This window comes from Pseudomonas sp. RGM 3321 (assembly GCF_022836805.1).
In the GTDB taxonomy this organism is placed as follows: domain Bacteria; phylum Pseudomonadota; class Gammaproteobacteria; order Pseudomonadales; family Pseudomonadaceae; genus Aquipseudomonas.
This window is the reverse complement of sequence record NZ_JALHBH010000077.1, coordinates 16,287-35,752: the sequence shown is the minus strand read 5'-3', so window position 1 is coordinate 35,752 and position 19,466 is coordinate 16,287. Positions and strand designations below refer to the sequence as shown.

Here is a 19,466-nt window from a genome sequence, read left to right as displayed (position 1 = left end):
CTGCTCACGCCCTTCGGGCAGAAGCAAACCGTGATCCCCAGCTTCTGGCCGCAGGCCGTAGGAGCGAACTTGTTCGCGAAAGCTGCCCACGCCCTTCGGGCAGAAGCAAACCGTGACCCCCAGCTTCTGGCCGCAGGCCGTAGGAGCGAACTTGTTCGCGAAAGCTGCTCACGCCCTAAGGGCAGAAGCAAACCGTGATCCCCAGCTTCTGGCCGCAGGCCGTAGGAGCGAACTTGTTCGCGAAAGCTGCCCGTGTCTCAAACCCAGATAGCATCCCACAGCGGGTAATCCCCAAGCTTTTTAACCAAGCCCGCACGTAAAGGATTGGCCACGATATAACGGGCTATCGGCGCAATATCCTCTTCGTCGCGGATTGCTCTGTCGTGGTACCCGGATTGCCACAAAGCGTGAGGACGGACACACAGTTTTCCAACTGCAATCGAGCTTCGGGCTTTTAATTGTTTCATCAAGCTGGGCAAATCACCGGCCTTGAGTTCAAAAAGCCAGTGGAGATGGTCAGGCATGACTACCCATGCCATAGACTTGACCAGCCCCTGCTCTTCGCAACGCTTCATTTCTCGTACGAGCAGCCGTCCCAGCTGCATATCGGCGAACAAAGGTACACGGCCCTTCGTTACTGAAGTGACCATGTAAATCTGACCAACTGCCGAGTATCTGCCTTTGCGCAGGTGTCGTGTCGTTGCGCAATGAGGCATTCCATCGCCCTCCAGAACCGGTTCAACGTTGAACCTTAGCGTCTGTAGGGCGATGAGCAGAGCGAATGTTTTACAGCCTGTGAGAGATGCTTTCTCGTCATGAGCATTTGCAAACCGGACGTTTTATTACAGCCTCACACTCGCAAACGTCGACTCATTACGCGCCTGACTCAACGCCGACATCGGCCCGGACAACGGGGCGAGCACCATTGCTTGCGGGATCGGCATCATGGCGACCTGCTGTGCGGTGTTGGAACCCACGCGCTCGTCACGCGGCGGAATTCCGAAGTATTCGCGGTAGCATTTTGAGAAGTGTGGCGTAGATACGAAGCCGCATACCGACGCCACTTCGATAATCGACATCGGTGTCTGCTTGAGCAGTTGCCGGGCGCGGATCAGGCGCAGTTTCAGGTAGTAGCGCGACGGCGAGCAGTGCAGGTATTTCTGGAACAGTCGCTCCAGCTGCCTGCGTGATACGGCGACATACACCGCCAGCTCGTCAAGGTCGATCGGCTCTTCGAGGTTGGCCTCCATCAACGCCACAATTTCCTGCAGCTTTGGCTGGTTGGTGCCCAGCATGTGCTTGAGCGGCACGCGCTGATGATCCTGTTCATTGCGAATACGCTCGTAGACGAACATCTCGGAAATCGCGGCCGACAATTCACGACCATGATCGCGGCTGATCAGGTGCAGCATCATATCCAGTGGCGCGGTGCCACCCGAACTGGTGAAGCGGTTACGGTCCAGGGTGAACAGCCGGGTGCTCATCGACACGCGAGGAAAGGCTTCCTGCATTGAAGCCAGACACTCCCAATGCACACTGCAATCGAAGCCATCCAGCAAGCCGGCACACGCCAGAGCCCAGCTGCCGGTGCACACCGCGCCGAGGCGACGTGACTGACGCGCCTGACTCTGCAGCCAGCTCACGTGTTCACGCGTCACGGTGCGCTGAATGCCGACACCACCACAGACGATTACGGTGTCGAGTGCCGGGGCCTTGTGCATGGCGGCATCCGGTGTGATCTGCAAACCATCACTGGCCCACACCTGACCGCCGTCCACGCTCAGCGTGGTCCAGCGATACAGCTCGCGGCCCGACAGCTGGTTAGCCATGCGAAGAGGTTCTACCGCCGATGCGAGGGAGATCAGGGTGAAGTTATCCAGCAGCAGAAAGCCGATGGACTGTGGCGCGCGGTTCTGAGGTTGAGCCCCTTGATTGAACGATGTCATCACACTATCTCCTCACATATGGCATTGGTTGGCCCCAGGACAGGCTCTTCTTATAGCCCTCGTCATTGATGGGCTTTGTAATGACATCGCAAATCCCATGCCGGAAATTGATCAGCCATTCAATAACACCTGAAAACGACGTCGCGAAGTGTCTATCCGGCAGCGACCCGAGTGTCTGTTTGCGACGCCAAGGCGCGCTGGCCGCACTCCTGATGAGCAATTCGGTAGCACACGGGGAAACGCCATGGGACCCGAAGGTGCCCCAAGTGCTACTCAAGGCACGCCCTGAAAAATCAGGCCTTCAGCAGGATTTCGCGCTAAAAGGTGGCGGCCACCGAGGCGTGTGATCAAAAACCGCGCAGCCATCAAAAGTGATGGTCAGACCTGGCGTCACGACCGCATGCGCTGACCCGATAATGAACTTGTCGGCGTTACCCCCCTCCAAAAGACCGCGTTCGCGCAGGCACCGACCTGCCAACCGACCGCTGCCGACCTGCGCAGCGACTGTGTAACGTACTGGCCGTTTTTCAGCAGTCCCAACACTGCAACCGGGCGTGTGTACGATGCAACGAATCTGTAAGCGACCTTGCGCGCACTGGATACGACGCCTCCTGCACTGGATACGACGCCCCCTGTAGGCGTTTGATTTTCCCTGTTACATGATCGGTTCCGACTCGATCGCCCGGCGCAGTGATGGAGCTTCGCGAAAAGCCTCGCCAACCCATAAGCCGCGTCAGCGTTCACCTGCTGATGACTAGAAGAAACTCACAGGAGTCCACCCATGAAAGGTTCCAAATCGTTGCTGTTGGCCGCTACGCTCTGTATGCCGGTGCTTGCTCAGGCAGCCGAGCCAGAGGCCTGTCATACGGTCAACTTCTCCGACGTAGGCTGGACCGATATCACCGTTACCACTGCGGTCACCAGCGCTGTACTCGAGTCACTGGGCTACAAGACCAAGACCACCATGATTTCCGTACCGGTGACCTACAAGTCGCTGGCCGACGGCAAGAACATGGACGTGTTCCTCGGCAACTGGATGCCGACCATGGAAAACGACATCAAGCCTTACCGCGAAGCCGGGACCGTCGAAACCGTGCGTGCCAACCTGGAAAACGCCAAGTACACCCTGGCCGTCCCGGAAGCGCTCTACGACAAAGGCCTGCATGACTTCGCCGACATCGCCAAATTCAAGAAGGAGCTGGGCGGCAAGATCTACGGCATCGAGCCCGGCAATGATGGCAATCGCCTGATCCAGAGCATGATCGACAAGAACGCCTTCGGCCTGAAGGACGCAGGCTTCAAGGTTGTAGAGTCCAGCGAAGCCGCAATGCTTTCGCAGGTTGACCGCGCCGTGAAACGCAAAAACGACGTCGTGTTCCTCGGCTGGGAACCGCATCCGATGAACACGCGTTTCAAGATGAAATATCTGACTGGCGGTGATGACTTCTTTGGCCCCAACTATGGCCAGGCGACCATCTACACCAACACCCGCAAAGGCTACAGTCAGGAATGCAGCAACGTAGGTCAGTTGCTCAAGAACCTGTCCTTCACACTGGACATGGAAAGCACCCTGATGGGCAACGTGCTGGACGACAAAATGAAGCCTGATGCCGCCGCCAAGGCGTGGATCAAGAAAAACCCGCAAGTACTCGACACCTGGCTCGCAGGCGTGACCACCGTCGATGGCAAGCCAGGCCTGGAGGCAGCCAAAGCCAAGTTGACCCAGTAAGCCGACAGCAGGCGGGGCTGACCCGCCTGCTGCCCTCTTCACCTTCCGCAAGCGGACACCCGAAATCATGCTGACTGACCATAAAATCCCTCTGGGCGAGTACATCGCCGCATTTGTCGATTGGTTGACGGCCAACGGCGCCGACTACTTCGACGCGATTGCCTCGACACTGGAAATGATGATCCACGGGTTCACTTTCGCGCTGACCTGGTTCAATCCATTCGTACTGATCGGCCTTATCGCCGCCCTCGCGCACTTCATCCAGCGCAAGTGGGGCCTGACGGTTTTCGTCATCCTTTCGTTTCTGCTGATCCTTAACCTGCATTACTGGCAGGAAACCATGGAAACCCTGGCTCAGGTGCTTTTCGCCACATTGGTCTGTGTTGTCATCGGCGTGCCGCTGGGCATCATTGCCGCGCACAAGCCGCTGTTCTACACCATCATCCGGCCATTGCTCGATCTGATGCAGACTGTTCCCACGTTCGTCTATCTGATCCCGACCCTTACGCTGTTCGGTCTGGGCGTGGTGCCCGGCCTGATCTCGACCGTGGTCTTCGCCATTGCTGCACCGATTCGCCTGACGTATCTGGGTATCCGCGATGTACCCCAGGAATTGCTGGACGCAGGCAAGGCCTTCGGCTCATCGCGCCGCCAGCTGCTGACCCGCATCGAACTGCCCTACGCCATGCCCAGCATCGCTGCCGGGATTACCCAGTGCATCATGCTGTCGCTGTCGATGGTGGTGATTGCCGCGCTGGTCGGTGCCGATGGCCTGGGTAAACCTGTGGTCAACGCACTGAACACAGCCGATATCGCGCTCGGTTTCGAAGCGGGTCTGGCAATCGTATTGCTGGCCATCATGCTCGACCGTATCTGCAAACAACCCGAAGCCAAGGTAGGGTCCGACGCATGAGTATCATCAAATTCGACAAGGTAGACGTCATCTTCTCCAAGGACCCGCGTGAAGCCCTCAAGCTGCTGGACGAAGGCCTCACGCGTGACCAGATTCTGAAGAAAACCGGGCAGATCGTCGGCGTCGAGAACGCCAGTCTGGACATCGAGAAAGGCGAAATCTGCGTGTTGATGGGCTTGTCCGGCTCGGGTAAATCCAGCCTGTTGCGCTGCATCAACGGCCTCAATACCGTCAGCCGTGGCTCGCTGTTCGTCGAGCATGAAGGCTCGCAAATCAACATCGCCAACTGCAGCGCGGCCGAGCTGAAAATGATGCGCACCAAACGCATTGCGATGGTCTTTCAGAAGTTCGCCCTGATGCCTTGGCTGACAGTACGCGAGAACATCAGCTTCGGCCTGGAAATGCAGGGTCGCCCGGAAAAGGAGCGACGCAAGCTGGTCGATGAAAAGCTCGAACTGGTGGGTCTGACCCAGTGGCGCAACAAGAAGCCGGACGAGCTGTCTGGCGGCATGCAGCAGCGAGTGGGACTGGCCCGCGCACTGGCAATGGATGCCGACATTCTGCTGATGGACGAACCGTTCTCGGCGCTTGACCCGCTCATCCGCCAGGGTTTGCAGGACGAACTGCTGGCCCTGCAAAGCAAGCTGAGCAAAACCATCGTCTTCGTCAGCCACGATTTGGATGAAGCCCTCAAACTAGGCAGCCGGATCGCGATCATGAAAGATGGCCGTATCGTTCAGTACAGCGTGCCGGAACAGATCGTCCTCAACCCGGCAGATGAGTACGTTCGTACCTTCGTTGCGCACACCAATCCACTGAACGTGCTGTGTGGTCGCAGCCTGATGCGCACGGTCGATGAATGCACACACGTCAACGGCTCGGTGTGCCTGGACCCGAGCGGCGACTCATGGCTCGACCTGGCCGAAGGCAATGTGATCAAGGGCGCACGGCAAGGTGGCACGCCCCTCGATCTGCAGAATTGGACCCCCGGCCAGGACGTCGGCACGCTCGACCGTCGCCCTACCCTGGTGCACTCCAACATAGGCATGCGCGACGCATTGCAGATCCGCTACCAGACCGGTAACAAGCTGGTCCTGCAGGACGGCAATAAAGTGGTCGGCATTCTCGGGGATACCGAGTTGTATCACGCGCTGCTGGGCAAAAACCACGGCTAAGGCCTGAACCTTAACGCCTGAAACCGACAAGCCCGCTCCCCTGCGCTGGAATCAATCCAGCCGGGAGCGGGCTTTTTCGTTTACGGCCTCGTCACTGCACAACGCCCCTTCTGCTATTTCTGTTCCCTTGGCCCCCATGTCGTAAACGCACCTTTGTGTGGCGTCCATAGGCATTTGGCGACTTCGGTCCGGCCCTACCATCGCTCTCAGAGGGCTCTGTTCGGCCCTAACGACAAGTCAGGCGGAGCGCCGCCGCTGGGAGATTCGCGATGTTCAGCAAGCAAGACCAGATCCAGGGTTATGACGATGCACTGCTGTCGGCGATGAACGCCGAGGAGCAGCGTCAGGAAGACCATATCGAGCTGATCGCCTCGGAGAACTACACCAGCAAACGCGTGATGCAGGCCCAGGGCAGCGGCCTGACCAACAAATACGCCGAAGGCTATCCCGGCAAGCGCTACTACGGCGGCTGCGAGCACGTCGACAAGGTCGAGCAACTGGCCATCGAGCGTGCCAAACAGCTGTTCGGCGCCGATTACGCCAACGTCCAGCCACACTCCGGCAGCCAGGCCAACGCTGCGGTCTATCTGGCGTTGCTGCAAGCCGGCGACACCGTATTGGGCATGAGCCTGGCGCACGGCGGTCACCTGACCCACGGTGCCAAGGTCAGCTTCTCGGGCAAACTCTACAACGCCGTGCAGTACGGCATCGACACCACCACCGGGCTGATCGATTACGACGAAGTCGAGCGCATTGCCGTCGAATGCCAGCCGAAAATGATCATTGCCGGTTTCTCGGCCTATTCGAAGACGCTGGATTTTCCGCGCTTCCGTGAAATCGCCGACAAGGTAGGTGCCTACCTGTTCGTTGACATGGCGCACGTTGCAGGTCTGGTGGCTGCCGGTCTCTATCCGAATCCTCTGCCGTATGCCGATGTGGTCACCACCACCACGCACAAGACACTGCGTGGCCCGCGCGGCGGCCTGATTCTCGCCAAGGCCAACGAAGAGCTGGAGAAGAAATTCAATTCCGCCGTTTTCCCCGGCGGTCAGGGCGGCCCGCTGATGCACGTTATCGCAGCCAAGGCCGTGTGCTTCAAGGAAGCGATGGAGCCTGGTTTCAAGGCTTATCAACAGCAGGTCATCGACAACGCGCAAGCGATGGCGCAGGTATTCATCGACCGCGGCTTCGATGTGGTTTCAGGCGGCACCGACAACCATCTGTTTCTGGTCAGCCTGATCCGTCAGGGCCTGACCGGCAAGGACGCCGACGCCGCTCTGGGCCGTGCGCACATTACCGTCAACAAGAACTCGGTGCCCAACGACCCGCAGTCGCCGTTCGTGACCTCGGGCCTGCGTATCGGCACACCGGCCGTCACCACCCGCGGCTTCAAGGTGACCCAATGCGTCGAGCTGGCGGGCTGGATCTGCGACATTCTCGATAATCTCGGTGATGCCGATGTCGAGGCCAACGTCGCCAGCCAGGTAGCAAACCTGTGCGCCGATTTCCCGGTTTATCGCTGAGTCAGGAGTAGCCTCACATGCAGCATTACTCAGGCTTCGGCCTTCTCAAGCACTCTCTCAGCCATCATGAAAACTGGCAGCGCATGTGGCGCACGCCGACCCCGAAAAAGGTCTACGACGTGGTCATCGTCGGCGGTGGCGGGCATGGTCTGGCGACCGCGTACTATCTGGCCAGGGAGCACGGCATTACCAATGTGGCCGTGGTCGAGAAAGGCTGGCTGGGCGGTGGCAACACCGCACGCAACACCACCATCGTGCGCTCCAACTACCTGTGGGACGAGTCGGCCCACCTTTATGAACACGCAATGAAACTGTGGGAAGGCCTGTCCCAGGACCTGAACTACAACGTCATGTTCTCCCAGCGCGGCGTCTACAATTTGTGCCACACCCTGCAGGACATGCGCGACTCCGAGCGCCGCGTCAGCGCCAACCGGCTTAACGGCGTGGACGGCGAATTGCTCAACGGCCAGCAGGTCGCCGAAGAAATCCCGTACCTGGACTGCTCGAAAAACACCCGCTATCCGATCATTGGCGCAACCGTGCAACGCCGTGGCGGCGTAGCTCGTCACGACGCAGTGGCCTGGGGCTTCGCGCGTGCCGCCGACGCCTTGGGCGTGGACCTTATCCAGCAGACCGAAGTCATCGGCTTTCGCAAGGAAAACGGCGTGTGCATCGGCGTCGAAACCAACAAGGGTTTCATCGGTGCCAAACGCGTCGGCGTGGTAACCGCCGGTAACTCCGGGCACATGGCCAAGCTCGCAGGTTTCCGTCTGCCCATCGAATCGCATCCGTTGCAGGCACTGGTCTCCGAGCCGATCAAGCCGATTATCGACAGCGTCATCATGTCCAACGCCGTGCACGGCTACATCAGTCAGTCCGACAAGGGCGACCTGGTGATCGGAGCCGGTATCGACAGCTGGGTCGGTTACGGCCAGCGCGGCTCGTACCCGGTGATCGAACACACTATTCAGGCCATCGTCGAGATGTTTCCGGTGCTGTCGCGTGTGCGCATGAACCGCCAGTGGGGCGGCATCGTCGACACCACGCCGGACGCCTGCCCGATCATTTCCAAGACCCCGGTGCCGAACATGTTTTTCAACTGCGGCTGGGGCACAGGCGGCTTCAAGGCCACGCCGGGCTCGGGCAACGTGTTTGCCGCAAGTCTGGCCAAAGGTGAGATGCACCCGCTGGCCAAACCGTTCTCCATCGACCGTTTCCACAACGGCGCGCTCATCGACGAACACGGCGCTGCAGCCGTAGCCCACTAACAGGAGAACCCGACCATGCTGCATATCTTCTGTCCTCACTGTGGCGAACTGCGCTCCGAAGAGGAATTCCATCCGTCCGGCCAGGCGCACATCCTACGCCCGCTGGACCCAGGTGCCTGCACCGATGAGCAATGGGGCGACTACATGTTCTTTCGCGATAACCCGCGCGGCCTGCATCACGAACTGTGGATACACGCTGCCGGTTGCCGCCAGTACTTCAACATGACGCGCAATACCGTGACCTACGAGATTCTCGAAACCTATCCGATTGGTACGAAACCGCAGTTCACGGATCAGGGAGACAAGGTATGAGCCAGACCCAGCGCCTGCCCAACGGCGGCCGTATCAATCGCAGCAAGGTGCTCAACTTCACCTTCAACGGCCAGACCTATCAGGGCTTTGAAGGCGACTCGCTGGCCTCTGCCCTGCTGGCCAACGGCGTCGATATCATCGGGCGCAGTTTCAAATACTCACGTCCGCGCGGCATCTTCGCAGCGGGTTCGGAAGAGCCAAACGCCGTGTTGCAGATCGGCGCGACCGAAGCGACGCAAATCCCCAACGTGCGTGCCACCCAGCAAGCCCTGTACTCGGGGCTGGTGGCGACCAGCACCAACGGCTGGCCAAGCGTTAACACCGACGTCATGGGCATTCTGGGCAAGGTCGGCGGCAAGCTGATGCCACCGGGCTTCTACTACAAAACCTTCATGTACCCGCAATCGTTCTGGATGACTTACGAGAAGTACATCCGCAAGGCAGCGGGTTTGGGGCGCTCGCCGACCGAGAACGATCCGGACAGCTACGACGCGATGAACCAGCACTGTGACGTGCTGATCGTCGGTGCAGGCCCTGCCGGTCTGGCCGCCGCGCTGGCTGCGGGCCGCAGTGGTGCCCGAGTGATCGTTGCGGATGAACAGGAAGAGTTCGGCGGCAGTCTGCTCGACAGCCGTGAAAGTCTTGATGGCAAACCCGCTGCTGAATGGCTGGCTACGGTGGTCGCCGAGCTGAAAAGCCTGCGCAACGTGACATTGCTGCCGCGCGCCACGGTAAACGGCTACCACGATCACAATTTCCTGACCATTCACGAACGTCTGACCGATCACCTCGGTGATCGCGCGCCCATCGGCATGGTTCGCCAACGCATGCACCGGGTACGCGCCAAGCGTGTGGTGCTGGCTGCCGGTACTCACGAACGCCCGCTGGTTTACGGCAACAACGATGTGCCGGGCAACATGCTGGCCGGAGCCGTTTCGACCTATGTCCGGCGTTACGGCGTAGCGCCGGGTAAAAAACTGGTGCTGTCCACCAACAACGACCATGCCTACCGCGTTGCGCTGGACTGGCTCGACGCAAGCCTGCAAGTGGTTGCGATTGCCGATGCACGGCATAACCCGCGCGGCCCGCTGGTTGAGGAAGCCCGCGCCAAAGGCATTCGCATCCTGACCGGCAGCGCAGTGATTGAAGCGCGTGGCAGCAAACGCGTTACAGCTGCCCGCGTCGCCGCCATCGACGTCAAGGCGCACACCGTCACCAGCCCCGGCGAATGGCTTGAATGCGACGTGGTTGCCAGCTCCGGCGGCTACAGCCCGATTGTGCACTTGGCCTCGCACTTGGGTGGCAAGCCGGTATGGCGTGAGGAGATCCTCGGGTTTGTACCGGGCGAAGCACCGCAGAAACGTATTTGCGTAGGCGGCGTTAACGGTGTCTACAGTCTGGCAGACAGCCTGGCCGACGGTTTTGAAGGTGGCGTACGCGCTGCCAGCGAAGCAGGCTTCAAGGTTGTAGAAGGCGTGATGCCCAAAGCCCTCAGCCGTGCGGAAGAGCCGACGCTGGCGTTGTTTCAGGTGCCACATGAAAAAGGCACCGCTCGGGCACCCAAGCAATTCGTCGATCTGCAGAACGACGTGACCGCTGCCGCCATCGAACTGGCGACCCGTGAAGGTTTCGAGTCGGTAGAGCACGTAAAACGCTACACCGCGCTGGGTTTCGGTACCGATCAGGGCAAGCTGGGCAACGTCAACGGTCTGGCCATCGCCGCCCGTTCACTGAACGTGTCAATCCCGGAAATGGGCACCACCATGTTCCGCCCCAACTACACGCCGGTCACGTTCGGCGCGATAGCCGGGCGTCATTGCAAACACATCTTCGAACCCGTGCGTTTCACTGCGCTGCACGCCTGGCACGTCAAGAACGGTGCCGAATTCGAAGACGTCGGCCAGTGGAAACGGCCGTGGTATTTTCCGAAAAACGGCGAAGACCTGCCCGCAGCCGTCGCTCGCGAATGCAAGGCGGTGCGCGACAGCGTCGGCCTGCTGGACGCTTCGACGCTGGGCAAGATCGACATTCAAGGCCCGGATGCCCGCGAATTCCTCAACCGCATCTACACCAACGCGTGGACCAAACTGGACGTGGGCAAGGCCCGCTACGGTCTGATGTGCAAGGAAGACGGCATGGTCTTCGATGACGGCGTGACTGCCTGCCTTGCCGACAACCACTTCCTGATGACCACCACCACAGGCGGCGCTGCACGCGTCCTGCAATGGCTGGAAATCTATCAGCAGACCGAATGGCCGGACCTGAAGGTGTATTTCACATCAGTGACCGACCACTGGGCGACCCTGACGCTATCCGGCCCCAACAGCCGCAAGCTGCTGAGTGAGGTCACCGATATCGACCTGGGCCGTGAAGCGTTTCCGTTCATGACCTGGAAAGAAGGTCTGGTCGCAGGCGTGCCGGCACGGGTGTTCCGTATCTCCTTTACCGGCGAGCTGTCCTACGAGGTCAACATTCAGGCCGACTACGCCATGGGCGTTCTGGAAAAGATCGCCGAGGCAGGCAAACAGTACAACCTGACGCCTTACGGCACCGAGACCATGCACGTGCTGCGCGCAGAGAAGGGTTTTATCATCGTCGGTCAGGACACTGACGGCTCGATGACGCCCGACGACCTGAACATGGGCTGGTGTGTCGGCCGTACCAAGCCGTTCTCATGGATCGGCTGGCGCGGCATGAATCGCGAAGACTGCGTGCGTGAACAGCGCAAGCAACTGGTCGGCCTCAAGCCGGTGGACCCTGCCAAATGGCTGCCGGAAGGCGCACAACTGGTCTTCGACACCAAACAGACGATTCCGATGAGCATGGTCGGCCACGTGACCTCCAGTTACGCGCACAACTCGCTGGGCTATTCGTTCGCGATGGGCGTGGTCAAAGGCGGCCTGGCGCGTATGGGCGAACGGGTCTTCGCGCCCCTGGCCGATGGCAGCGTGATCGAAGCCGAGATCGTTTCTTCGGTGTTCTTCGATCCGAAGGGCGAGCGGCAGAACGTCGAGTAGCACACGATGAGCCGATCATCCGCAGCACACAGAATTCAAGCAGGTGAATCATGAGCACAGCCAACGTTTACCAGCAGCGCCCGACCACCGACGTCAAAGCCGAGTCGCCGCTGTTCCATGCAAACCTCGACAGCCTGATTGGCAAGGGGCGCGCCAGCCCGGGGGTTTTCCTGCGCGAGAAAAAGCTGTTGGGCCATCTGACGATTCGCGGTGATGCCCACGACCAGGCCTTTGCCGCTGGCGTGCACAAGGCGCTGGGCATGGAACTGCCAGCGGCACTGATGCTGGTGGCCAACGGCGAAAGCTCACTGCAATGGCTTGGCCCGGATGAATGGCTGCTGATCGTGCCGAGTGGCGAAGAGTTTGCGGCAGAGCAAAAGCTGCGCGAGGCGCTGACCGGGCTGCATATCTCCATCGTCAACGTCAGCGGCGGCCAGTCGATACTTGAACTGACCGGGCCGAAAGTACGTCAGGTGCTGATGAAGTCCACCAGCTACGACGTGCACCCGGACAACTTCCCGGTGGGCAAGGCCGTCGGCACGGTGTTCGCCAAATCACAATTGGTGATCCGCCGCACTGGCGAAGAAACCTGGGAGTTGCTGGTCCGCCGCAGCTTCTCGGATTACTGGTGGCTGTGGTTGCAGGATGCGAGCGCCGAGTACGGGCTGAGCATTCAGGCGTGAAGAGCCCGGAACCGGCGCTGAAACCGCAGCGTCGGTCTCAATGAAGACTCCTGGATTATCGTTCCCGCGCTCCGCGTGGGAACACAGTTCCGGACGCTCTGCGTCCTGCCCAAGCCTACAGGCTGGCACTGTCAGTCATATTTGCGGATAACAAATACTCTGGAGCATTGATTCAATGAGCCGCGCGCCCGATACATGGATTTTGACCGCCGACTGCCCCAGCATGCTGGGCACGGTAGACGCAGTGACGCGCTTTCTGTTCGAGCAGGGTTGCTACGTCACAGAACATCACTCCTTCGATGACCGTCTCTCGGGACGCTTCTTCATCCGTGTGGAATTTCGTCAGCCCGAGGCTTTCGACGAGCAGACGTTCAGAGCCGGGCTTAGCGAGCGCGGTGAAACGTTCGGCATGATTTTCGAACTCACGGCGCCCAACTACCGGCCAAAAGTAGTGATCATGGTCTCGAAAGCCGATCACTGCCTCAATGACCTGCTATACCGCCAGCGTATCAATCAACTGTCCATGGACGTGGTGGCGGTGGTGTCCAATCATCCGGATCTTGAACCATTGGCTGGCTGGCACGGCATTGCGTACTACCATTTCCCTCTGGACCCGAACGACAAGCCTGCGCAGGAAGCCAAAGTCTGGCAGGTCATCGAAGAGTCCGGTGCAGAACTGGTGATTCTCGCCCGCTACATGCAGGTCCTGTCACCCGATTTGTGTCGCAAGCTGGATGGCAAGGCAATCAACATCCACCATTCGCTGCTGCCCGGTTTCAAGGGTGCCAAGCCTTACCATCAGGCGTACAACAAGGGTGTGAAACTGGTGGGTGCCACCGCGCATTACATCAACAACGATCTGGACGAAGGCCCGATCATTGCTCAAGGCGTGGAAGTGGTTGATCACAGCCACTATCCCGAAGACCTGATTGCCAAAGGTCGAGACATCGAAGGGCTGACACTGGCCCGCGCGGTGGGTTATCACATCGAACGGCGGGTGTTCCTCAACGCCAACAGAACGGTGGTTTTATAGCTGCAACTGCTTCTCTCTGCTCCACCACAATAAAAGCGAGGTGACATGTATGTCTGGTAATCGCGGTGTAGTGTATCTCGGCGCTGGCAAGGTCGAAGTGCAATCAATTCCTTTCCCGAAAATGGAAGATCCACGCGGCAAGCGCATCGAACACGGCGTGATTCTGCGCGTGGTCTCCACCAATATCTGCGGCTCGGACCAGCACATGGTACGCGGCCGCACCACGGCGCAGACCGGGCTGGTACTCGGTCATGAAATCACCGGCGAAGTGCTGGAAGCCGGTCGCGACGTTGAACACCTCAAAGTCGGTGATCTGGTCTCCGTACCGTTCAACGTGGCGTGCGGTCGTTGCCGCAGTTGCAAGGAGCAAAATACCGGCGTCTGCCTGACGGTCAACCCGGCCCGCCCCGGTGGGGCCTACGGTTATGTCGATATGGGCGACTGGGTCGGCGGCCAGGCTGAATACGTGCTGGTGCCTTACGCCGACTTCAACCTGCTCAAACTTCCGGACCGCGATGCGGCGATGGAAAAAATCCGCGACCTGACCTGCCTCTCCGACATCCTGCCCACCGGATACCACGGTGCAGTGACTGCCGGGGTGGGTCCGGGCAGCACAGTCTACGTTGCAGGCGCAGGCCCGGTCGGCCTGGCTGCGGCGGCGTCAGCACGCTTGCTGGGCGCTGCGGTGGTAATCGTCGGCGACGTCAACCCGAAACGACTGGTCCACGCCAAGGCCCAGGGCTTCGAAATTGCTGACCTGTCCCTGGACACACCACTGCACGAGCAGATCGCTGCCCTGCTCGGCGAACCTGAAGTGGATTGCGCCATCGACGCCGTAGGCTTCGAAGCACGCGGTCACGGCCATGCTGGCGCTCAGGCCGAAGCACCCGCCACCGTTCTCAACTCGTTGATGGGCGTAGTGCGCGTCGCAGGCAAAATCGGCATCCCCGGCCTGTACGTCACCGAAGACCCGGGAGCCGTGGACGCCGCCGCAAAAATGGGCAGCCTGAGCATCCGCTTCGGCCTCGGCTGGGCCAAATCCCACAGCTTCCATACCGGCCAGACCCCGGTCATGAAATACAACCGCCAGCTGATGCAGGCCATCATGTGGGACCGCATCAAGATCGCCGACGTGGTCGGTGTCGAAGTGATCAGTCTGGATGATGCTCCGCGGGGGTATGGCGAGTTTGATGCGGGCGTGCCGAAGAAGTTTGTGATTGATCCGCATGGGTTGTTTGGTGCTGTGTAGGCATCTAACAGCAAATGGGTTTATTGACTAATTACGTCAGCAGATTCAAGAGTGGGGAATGCTCTCTCACATCTGCTGGCGTATTAATCTCAACTCTTTTTCAGCATTAGCAATTTTGGGGGCTAATTTGTAAGAGGGTGGTGTCGATAGATTCTGAATAGAGTTAGCGAGTTTTTTTTGCGACTCGCTGTATAGTTGAACCAGATCATAGTCATAAGCAAGATGATCATCATCGTACAAACTTGATGCAATGCTTACGTCTTTTTTCAATTTTTTAGCCCCTTCGACATACTTTTTATAAAGCGTGTCATTGGCCTTAAACGCTTTCGCAGCCTCTCTATAGTTAAGACCCGCCTGTTTATTCAATTTTTTTGCAGACACACTCACTGCCTTAACTTTTTGCACCGTTACAGAGTGACTTAACTGTGGCGCACTCGCACTTAAGCCCATTCCATCACGACCGCGCATAGGAATACTAGTCACAACCTCCGTCGATAAACGCCGGGAAGGCTTCATTACTTTAAAAGCTCTTAAAAGTCCCTTCACCAAGGCTGGTGTCCTCCCTGTCAAGTCAACCCAATTAACCGGATCCCCCTCACAGTACCCATACGCATTCATCCCACCCTCACCAAACGGGCTCAAGCTATCGGGGCTATTGAACCTCATCAACACCGGGTTAAACGCCCGATACCCATTCCCTAGCAAATAGTGCCCTGTAACCGGGTCAAGCCTCTGGCCAGCGTAGCCAGGCAGGTTCATCGGACCCGCTGAAGGATGACGATGGCCGTAAGGCGTATAAGCAAACGCCGACCCCTGAGCCGCAATCACAGACTGCTGTTGATCCGTCGCCAGCAAAGCACAGTCGCTCTGGTTGTTTTCCGTATGCCGTTGCGCCAGCAAATGCTCATCCGTGCGCATAAGCGTGTGTTGTATCTGCCCTTGAATCTGAGTAGCCAGGTGAGTCTTCTGATAAAAAAGCCGGGTGCTATCCTGCCCCGCAGGCGAGCAGTCGGCCAAGCGATCCGTTGCGTCGTAATGGTAAGTGCAGAGAACTAAAGGGTCGGCCGACGACATGAACATCACCCGAGGGAGTCAATGACAGAACCATAATTATGGGCGTGTGATCTCGTGCTGCACAGCTAGCAGAAATGCTAGGGAGCCCACCTCGTCTGCCAGAACCGATTCCGACAAATGAAATAACTGCCTGTCCTCAGCATCCCGGGAACAAGCATCTGTTGCTCACAGTCAAACCGTCAGCTTTACCGCCCACTCATGGACGGTTCAGGTTTGATAAAGGTGACGCAATGAAGACTGCACGCGGTATGGCTTTGGCAACGTTGATGGCACTGGCTGCAAGCCCGGTGTTTGCCTTCAATCTGAATGACGCCGCAAATGCGGTTTCCAATGCCACGAGTGGCAATCAGAAAGCCACGGCGGCCCCTGAAGTCGCAGGGCTGCTTAATACCCTTGGCACCCAGCTCAATGTCACACCTGAACAAGCCGTTGGCGGAACAGGCGCATTGCTCGGGCTGGCGAAAAATAAACTGACCAGCACTGATTACTCACAACTGGCCAAATCGGTTCCCGGCCTGGAGCAGATGTCCGGCACCTCCGCACTGGACAGCCTGGGAGGCGCAAACGGACTGGGCAGCCTGCTCGGTGGCAAATCCGGTGATAACTCGATGCTCAACAGCGCACTGGGCAACGTGCAGAGCATGGGTGATGTGAATAACGCCTTCAAGGCACTGGGCATGGACAGCACAATGGTCAGCCAGTTTGCCCCGCTGATTCTGCAATACCTGGGGCAGCAAGGTGCCAGTGGTTCGGCGTTGCAGAGTTTGAGTGGGTTATGGGGTGCCGGGAGCTGAACCGGACCTGATGCCGGCGGCCAGGTTCCTGGGCTCGGTCAATACTTTACCGGTCTTATACGTTGTTTTTTGCAGAGCTCCCGAAATCAGCATACCGCCAGAATTGAAGAGTATTCCAACCACGGCGGCGATGCCGCCCTGCTTGGGTATATGTCGCCCCCAGCTCATGGCAGCCTGCATGAACGCTGTCGTGTCACTTTTGACTCCTGAATCAACTTGCCGAGCCAACTCCGCATAATGTCTGGCTTGATCAGCGCTAAGGCGCGTATCTCCATGGCTGGCAAAATTACGATTCACCTGGCGGAGATTCTTGATAAAAGGAGACTGGCTTCCATTGAATGTTTCAAGGGCATCGTCAAGCTGCTTTCTGTAGCCTTCCAAAGGCTTGGGCGACGTAATTTTAGGTACTAACCCTTTATGGATAGTCTGCCAGAAGCCGTCGTCAAACTGTTCATTGGCCCTTCTCAAGAGCGTCCCACCTCGATTGACCAAGATTGTCAGCACGAATTTGGGGAGTTGTCCTGTGGGATCAATGTAGTTAACAGGATCGCCTCCACAATAGGCATAACTGTTAAGTCCGCCCTCACCAAACGGGCTCAGCGTATCCGGGCTGTTAAAGCGCATCAGCGTCGGGTTGAATGCGCGAAGTCCATTGCCCAGCAAGTAATATCCAGTGATCGGATCAATCGTCTGCCCTGTAAAACCAGGTACGCTCAGTGCGGATGTTTGCAGGGATCGCAGGCCATAAGGGCTGTAGACAAACGCCTGATTGCGCATGGCATCAAGGCTGTGCAGCACCGAGTTGGCTTGATCTGTCGCAAGCAGATCGAACAGGACCTGATCAGATTCCACACGGCGCAACGCCAGTAAAAGCCCCTCTGTCTGAACGACAGAATGGTGGGAAGTCCCCTGTATTGATGTGGTCAGGCGGCTATTTCGATAGAAACGCCTGACGACCTCCTGCCCCGCTGGCGCTATGCTTGCCAGTCGGTCCAGTCCATCGTAACGGTATAAGCCAATCAGCGAAACATCGGGCGATGACATGAGAGCGGATTCCGGCAACATTAAAGGCCAGTCTCATCCGCCAGTTTCGCCTCGTCTACCTGTCAGAACTGTCAGAACTGTCAGTGCCCAGGCAACTCCAGCCGCAACGCCGCAATACGCGCATCCTTTTCGTCCCAGAGCTGATTGACCCAACCCTGCACTTTCTCGCGAAATACAGGATCGTTTTCGTAATCGCCCTGCCACAGCGCCGGGTCCAGCTCGCGGGTCCGGATGTCGACGATCACTTTGGAAACCCGGCCGCAGAGCATGTCCCAGAAACCGGGAATGCCTGAATCGGGATACACGACCGTGACGTCCAGAATGGCATCGAGTTGTTCGCCCATCGCCGCCAGCACGAAAGCAACGCCGCCGGCCTTGGGTTTGAGCAGATGGGTATAAGGCGAGCCCTGATCCGCATGTTTGGCCGCGGTGAAACGCGTGCCTTCCAGGTAGTTGACGATGGTCACCGGCTGGCACTTGAACAGTTCACAGGCGGCCTTGGTGATTTCCAGGTCCTTGCCCTTGAGCTGAGGATGTTTCGCCAGGAACGCCTTGCTGTAGCGCTTCATGAACGGGTAATCCAGCCCCCACCACGCCAAGCCCAGCAGGGGCACCCAGATCAGTTCTTTTTTCAGGAAAAACTTGAAGAAGGGTGTGCGCCGGTTGAGTGCCTGGACCAGCGCGGGAATATCCACCCACGACTGATGATTGCTGATGACCAGATACGAAGTATCACTGCGCAACCCCTCATCGCCACGAATGTCCCACTGTGTCGGTATACAGGTGGCAAAGATGACCTTGTCGATCTCGGCCCAGGTTTCGGCGATCCACATCACCGCAGCCGAACAGCGATCGCGCATACGGCCTCTGAACAGCAGCTTGAGCAGCGCAAAAATCAATAGCGGACCGATAAGCACCAGCGTATTTATCAGTAACAGCAGGGCAACAAAACAGCCGGTGAACAGACGGCGCATGACGGACTCTTGAAGGTTCAGGGGCGGCAATAATAAAGACCCAGGCGTTTTACGCCAATTACACAGGTGCTTACAAATGTTTCACGTCTCGGCCTTTATGCTGACGTCATATTTATCCTGACGAACCTACTGCAGGTTCGCTGTCTAAAAACGGGCGCCAATCAGGCGCTGACTATTGCGAGGAACCTCTCACGTGAAACCGATCCTGGCGCTATTGTCTTTGCTGGCCATGCCGGTCATGGCTGCTGAACCGACGCTTTATGGCCGCTACGAGAACATCAAGGTTCTGGACGTAGACCAGACTTTCAAGGCCAAGATGGACACCGGCGCACTGACTGCTTCGCTGTCGGCCAAGGACATCGAGCTGTTCCAGCGTGATGGCGATGACTGGGTGCGATTCCGTCTGGCAACCAAAGGCGCCGACAACAAGGTGTATGAGCATAAGGTGTCGCGGATCAGCAAGATCAAAGGGCGCGCAGAAGGTGATGATGAAGACGACGAAGGCGTCAACCCTGCCAAGCGTCCTGTTGTAGACCTGGAGCTGTGCCTGGGAAACAAGAAGCGTACGGTCGAAGTCAACCTGGTCGACCGCAGCCATTTCAACTTCCCGCTACTGATCGGCGCGAAGGCCTTGCGCGAGTTCGACGCCGCGGTTAATCCGGCACGCCGCTATACCGCTGACGAGCCTGACTGCTGAGACGCCTATCGTCCTCAACTATCGTGCTCACGCTT

Annotated in this window: 17 protein-coding genes; 12 read left to right on the top strand and 5 right to left on the bottom strand. The window is 58.3% G+C overall.

The window, feature by feature from the left end; genetic code table 11:
- Window positions 1-257: 257 nt before the first annotated feature.
- Both RGM3321_RS01150 and RGM3321_RS01145 read right to left on the bottom strand, forming a co-directional pair.
- Window positions 258-716, bottom strand: a complete 459-nt coding sequence (locus tag RGM3321_RS01150; RefSeq protein ID WP_244391213.1) for a transposase — start codon at window positions 714-716, stop codon at window positions 258-260.
- Window positions 717-842: 126 nt separating this feature from the next.
- Window positions 843-1,946: a GlxA family transcriptional regulator gene (locus tag RGM3321_RS01145; protein WP_002555597.1), complete on the bottom strand. Its 1,104-nt coding sequence runs from the start codon at window positions 1,944-1,946 to the stop codon at window positions 843-845.
- 781 nt (window positions 1,947-2,727) lie between these two features.
- Between RGM3321_RS01145 and RGM3321_RS01140 the strand changes: the two genes are divergently transcribed.
- The 10 genes from RGM3321_RS01140 to fdhA all read left to right on the top strand — a co-directional run bounded on the left by RGM3321_RS01140 (window position 2,728) and on the right by fdhA (window position 14,848).
- Window positions 2,728-3,675 carry a choline ABC transporter substrate-binding protein gene (locus RGM3321_RS01140; protein ID WP_244391212.1) on the top strand — a complete coding sequence of 316 codons (948 nt, stop codon included), beginning with the start codon at window positions 2,728-2,730 and terminating at the stop codon, window positions 3,673-3,675.
- Between the two features lie 64 nt (window positions 3,676-3,739).
- Window positions 3,740-4,588, top strand: coding sequence for a choline ABC transporter permease subunit (gene choW, locus RGM3321_RS01135; RefSeq protein WP_170846044.1), 849 nt, complete (start codon window positions 3,740-3,742; stop codon window positions 4,586-4,588).
- Complete coding sequence (gene choV, locus RGM3321_RS01130; protein ID WP_244391211.1) at window positions 4,585-5,763, top strand: choline ABC transporter ATP-binding protein; 1,179 nt, start codon at window positions 4,585-4,587, stop codon at window positions 5,761-5,763. Before choW ends, choV begins: the two co-directional genes overlap by 4 nt.
- A gap of 269 nt (window positions 5,764-6,032) precedes the next feature.
- The gene (gene glyA, locus RGM3321_RS01125) at window positions 6,033-7,286 is read left to right on the top strand and encodes a serine hydroxymethyltransferase (RefSeq protein WP_244391210.1); all 1,254 of its coding nucleotides are present in this window, start codon (window positions 6,033-6,035) and stop codon (window positions 7,284-7,286) included.
- Between the two features lie 17 nt (window positions 7,287-7,303).
- Window positions 7,304-8,554: a sarcosine oxidase subunit beta family protein gene (locus RGM3321_RS01120; RefSeq protein ID WP_244391209.1), complete on the top strand. Its 1,251-nt coding sequence runs from the start codon at window positions 7,304-7,306 to the stop codon at window positions 8,552-8,554.
- A gap of 15 nt (window positions 8,555-8,569) precedes the next feature.
- Window positions 8,570-8,866 (top strand): sarcosine oxidase subunit delta, encoded by a 297-nt coding sequence (locus RGM3321_RS01115; RefSeq protein WP_244391208.1) that lies wholly within the window; start codon window positions 8,570-8,572, stop codon window positions 8,864-8,866.
- Window positions 8,863-11,883, top strand: coding sequence for a sarcosine oxidase subunit alpha (locus tag RGM3321_RS01110; protein ID WP_244391207.1), 3,021 nt, complete (start codon window positions 8,863-8,865; stop codon window positions 11,881-11,883). Before RGM3321_RS01115 ends, RGM3321_RS01110 begins: the two co-directional genes overlap by 4 nt.
- A gap of 50 nt (window positions 11,884-11,933) precedes the next feature.
- Window positions 11,934-12,566: a sarcosine oxidase subunit gamma family protein gene (gene soxG, locus RGM3321_RS01105; protein WP_244391206.1), complete on the top strand. Its 633-nt coding sequence runs from the start codon at window positions 11,934-11,936 to the stop codon at window positions 12,564-12,566.
- A 175-nt stretch (window positions 12,567-12,741) separates the two neighbouring features.
- The gene (gene purU, locus RGM3321_RS01100) at window positions 12,742-13,599 is read left to right on the top strand and encodes a formyltetrahydrofolate deformylase (protein ID WP_244391205.1); all 858 of its coding nucleotides are present in this window, start codon (window positions 12,742-12,744) and stop codon (window positions 13,597-13,599) included.
- A gap of 49 nt (window positions 13,600-13,648) precedes the next feature.
- On the top strand, window positions 13,649-14,848 hold the full coding sequence (gene fdhA, locus RGM3321_RS01095) for a formaldehyde dehydrogenase, glutathione-independent (RefSeq protein WP_244391204.1): 1,200 nt from the start codon (window positions 13,649-13,651) through the stop codon (window positions 14,846-14,848).
- A gap of 66 nt (window positions 14,849-14,914) precedes the next feature.
- Here fdhA and RGM3321_RS01090 read toward each other — a convergent pair whose 3' ends face one another.
- A complete protein-coding gene (locus RGM3321_RS01090; RefSeq protein ID WP_244391203.1) occupies window positions 14,915-15,922 on the bottom strand; it encodes an RHS repeat-associated core domain-containing protein in 1,008 nt (335 codons plus the stop codon).
- Window positions 15,923-16,152: 230 nt separating this feature from the next.
- Here RGM3321_RS01090 and RGM3321_RS01085 point away from each other — a divergent pair, with 230 nt between their 5' ends.
- The gene (locus RGM3321_RS01085) at window positions 16,153-16,716 is read left to right on the top strand and encodes a DUF2780 domain-containing protein (protein ID WP_244391202.1); all 564 of its coding nucleotides are present in this window, start codon (window positions 16,153-16,155) and stop codon (window positions 16,714-16,716) included.
- Here RGM3321_RS01085 and RGM3321_RS01080 read toward each other — a convergent pair.
- Together RGM3321_RS01080 and RGM3321_RS01075 are read right to left on the bottom strand one after the other, a co-directional pair.
- On the bottom strand, window positions 16,696-17,760 hold the full coding sequence (locus RGM3321_RS01080; protein ID WP_244391201.1) for an RHS repeat-associated core domain-containing protein: 1,065 nt from the start codon (window positions 17,758-17,760) through the stop codon (window positions 16,696-16,698). The two genes, RGM3321_RS01085 and RGM3321_RS01080, sit on opposite strands and share 21 nt — an antisense overlap.
- Before the next feature lie 80 nt (window positions 17,761-17,840).
- Window positions 17,841-18,734 carry an acyltransferase gene (locus RGM3321_RS01075; RefSeq protein ID WP_244391200.1) on the bottom strand — a complete coding sequence of 298 codons (894 nt, stop codon included), beginning with the start codon at window positions 18,732-18,734 and terminating at the stop codon, window positions 17,841-17,843.
- A gap of 193 nt (window positions 18,735-18,927) precedes the next feature.
- On the opposite strand from RGM3321_RS01075, the gene RGM3321_RS01070 reads away from it, so the two are divergent.
- Window positions 18,928-19,431, top strand: coding sequence for an ATP-dependent zinc protease (locus RGM3321_RS01070; RefSeq protein WP_244391199.1), 504 nt, complete (start codon window positions 18,928-18,930; stop codon window positions 19,429-19,431).
- The last annotated feature ends 35 nt before the right edge of the window (window positions 19,432-19,466 follow it).

Excerpts from the sequence above, each read along its gene's own strand:
- purU (WP_244391205.1), top strand. The coding sequence starts at position 12,742 with ATGAGCCGCGCGCCCGATACATGGATTTTGACCGCCGACTGCCCCAGC.
- choV (WP_244391211.1), top strand. The coding sequence starts at position 4,585 with ATGAGTATCATCAAATTCGACAAGGTAGACGTCATCTTCTCCAAGGAC.
- RGM3321_RS01145 (WP_002555597.1), bottom strand. The coding sequence starts at position 1,946 with ATGACATCGTTCAATCAAGGGGCTCAACCTCAGAACCGCGCGCCACAG.
- RGM3321_RS01110 (WP_244391207.1), top strand. The coding sequence starts at position 8,863 with ATGAGCCAGACCCAGCGCCTGCCCAACGGCGGCCGTATCAATCGCAGC.
- RGM3321_RS01140 (WP_244391212.1), top strand. The coding sequence starts at position 2,728 with ATGAAAGGTTCCAAATCGTTGCTGTTGGCCGCTACGCTCTGTATGCCG.
- RGM3321_RS01080 (WP_244391201.1), bottom strand. The coding sequence starts at position 17,760 with ATGTCATCGCCCGATGTTTCGCTGATTGGCTTATACCGTTACGATGGA.
- RGM3321_RS01115 (WP_244391208.1), top strand. The coding sequence starts at position 8,570 with ATGCTGCATATCTTCTGTCCTCACTGTGGCGAACTGCGCTCCGAAGAG.
- RGM3321_RS01075 (WP_244391200.1), bottom strand. The coding sequence starts at position 18,734 with ATGCGCCGTCTGTTCACCGGCTGTTTTGTTGCCCTGCTGTTACTGATA.
- RGM3321_RS01120 (WP_244391209.1), top strand. The coding sequence starts at position 7,304 with ATGCAGCATTACTCAGGCTTCGGCCTTCTCAAGCACTCTCTCAGCCAT.
- RGM3321_RS01090 (WP_244391203.1), bottom strand. The coding sequence starts at position 15,922 with ATGTCGTCGGCCGACCCTTTAGTTCTCTGCACTTACCATTACGACGCA.
- RGM3321_RS01150 (WP_244391213.1), bottom strand. The coding sequence starts at position 716 with ATGCCTCATTGCGCAACGACACGACACCTGCGCAAAGGCAGATACTCG.
- fdhA (WP_244391204.1), top strand. The coding sequence starts at position 13,649 with ATGTCTGGTAATCGCGGTGTAGTGTATCTCGGCGCTGGCAAGGTCGAA.
- glyA (WP_244391210.1), top strand. The coding sequence starts at position 6,033 with ATGTTCAGCAAGCAAGACCAGATCCAGGGTTATGACGATGCACTGCTG.
- soxG (WP_244391206.1), top strand. The coding sequence starts at position 11,934 with ATGAGCACAGCCAACGTTTACCAGCAGCGCCCGACCACCGACGTCAAA.
- RGM3321_RS01085 (WP_244391202.1), top strand. The coding sequence starts at position 16,153 with ATGAAGACTGCACGCGGTATGGCTTTGGCAACGTTGATGGCACTGGCT.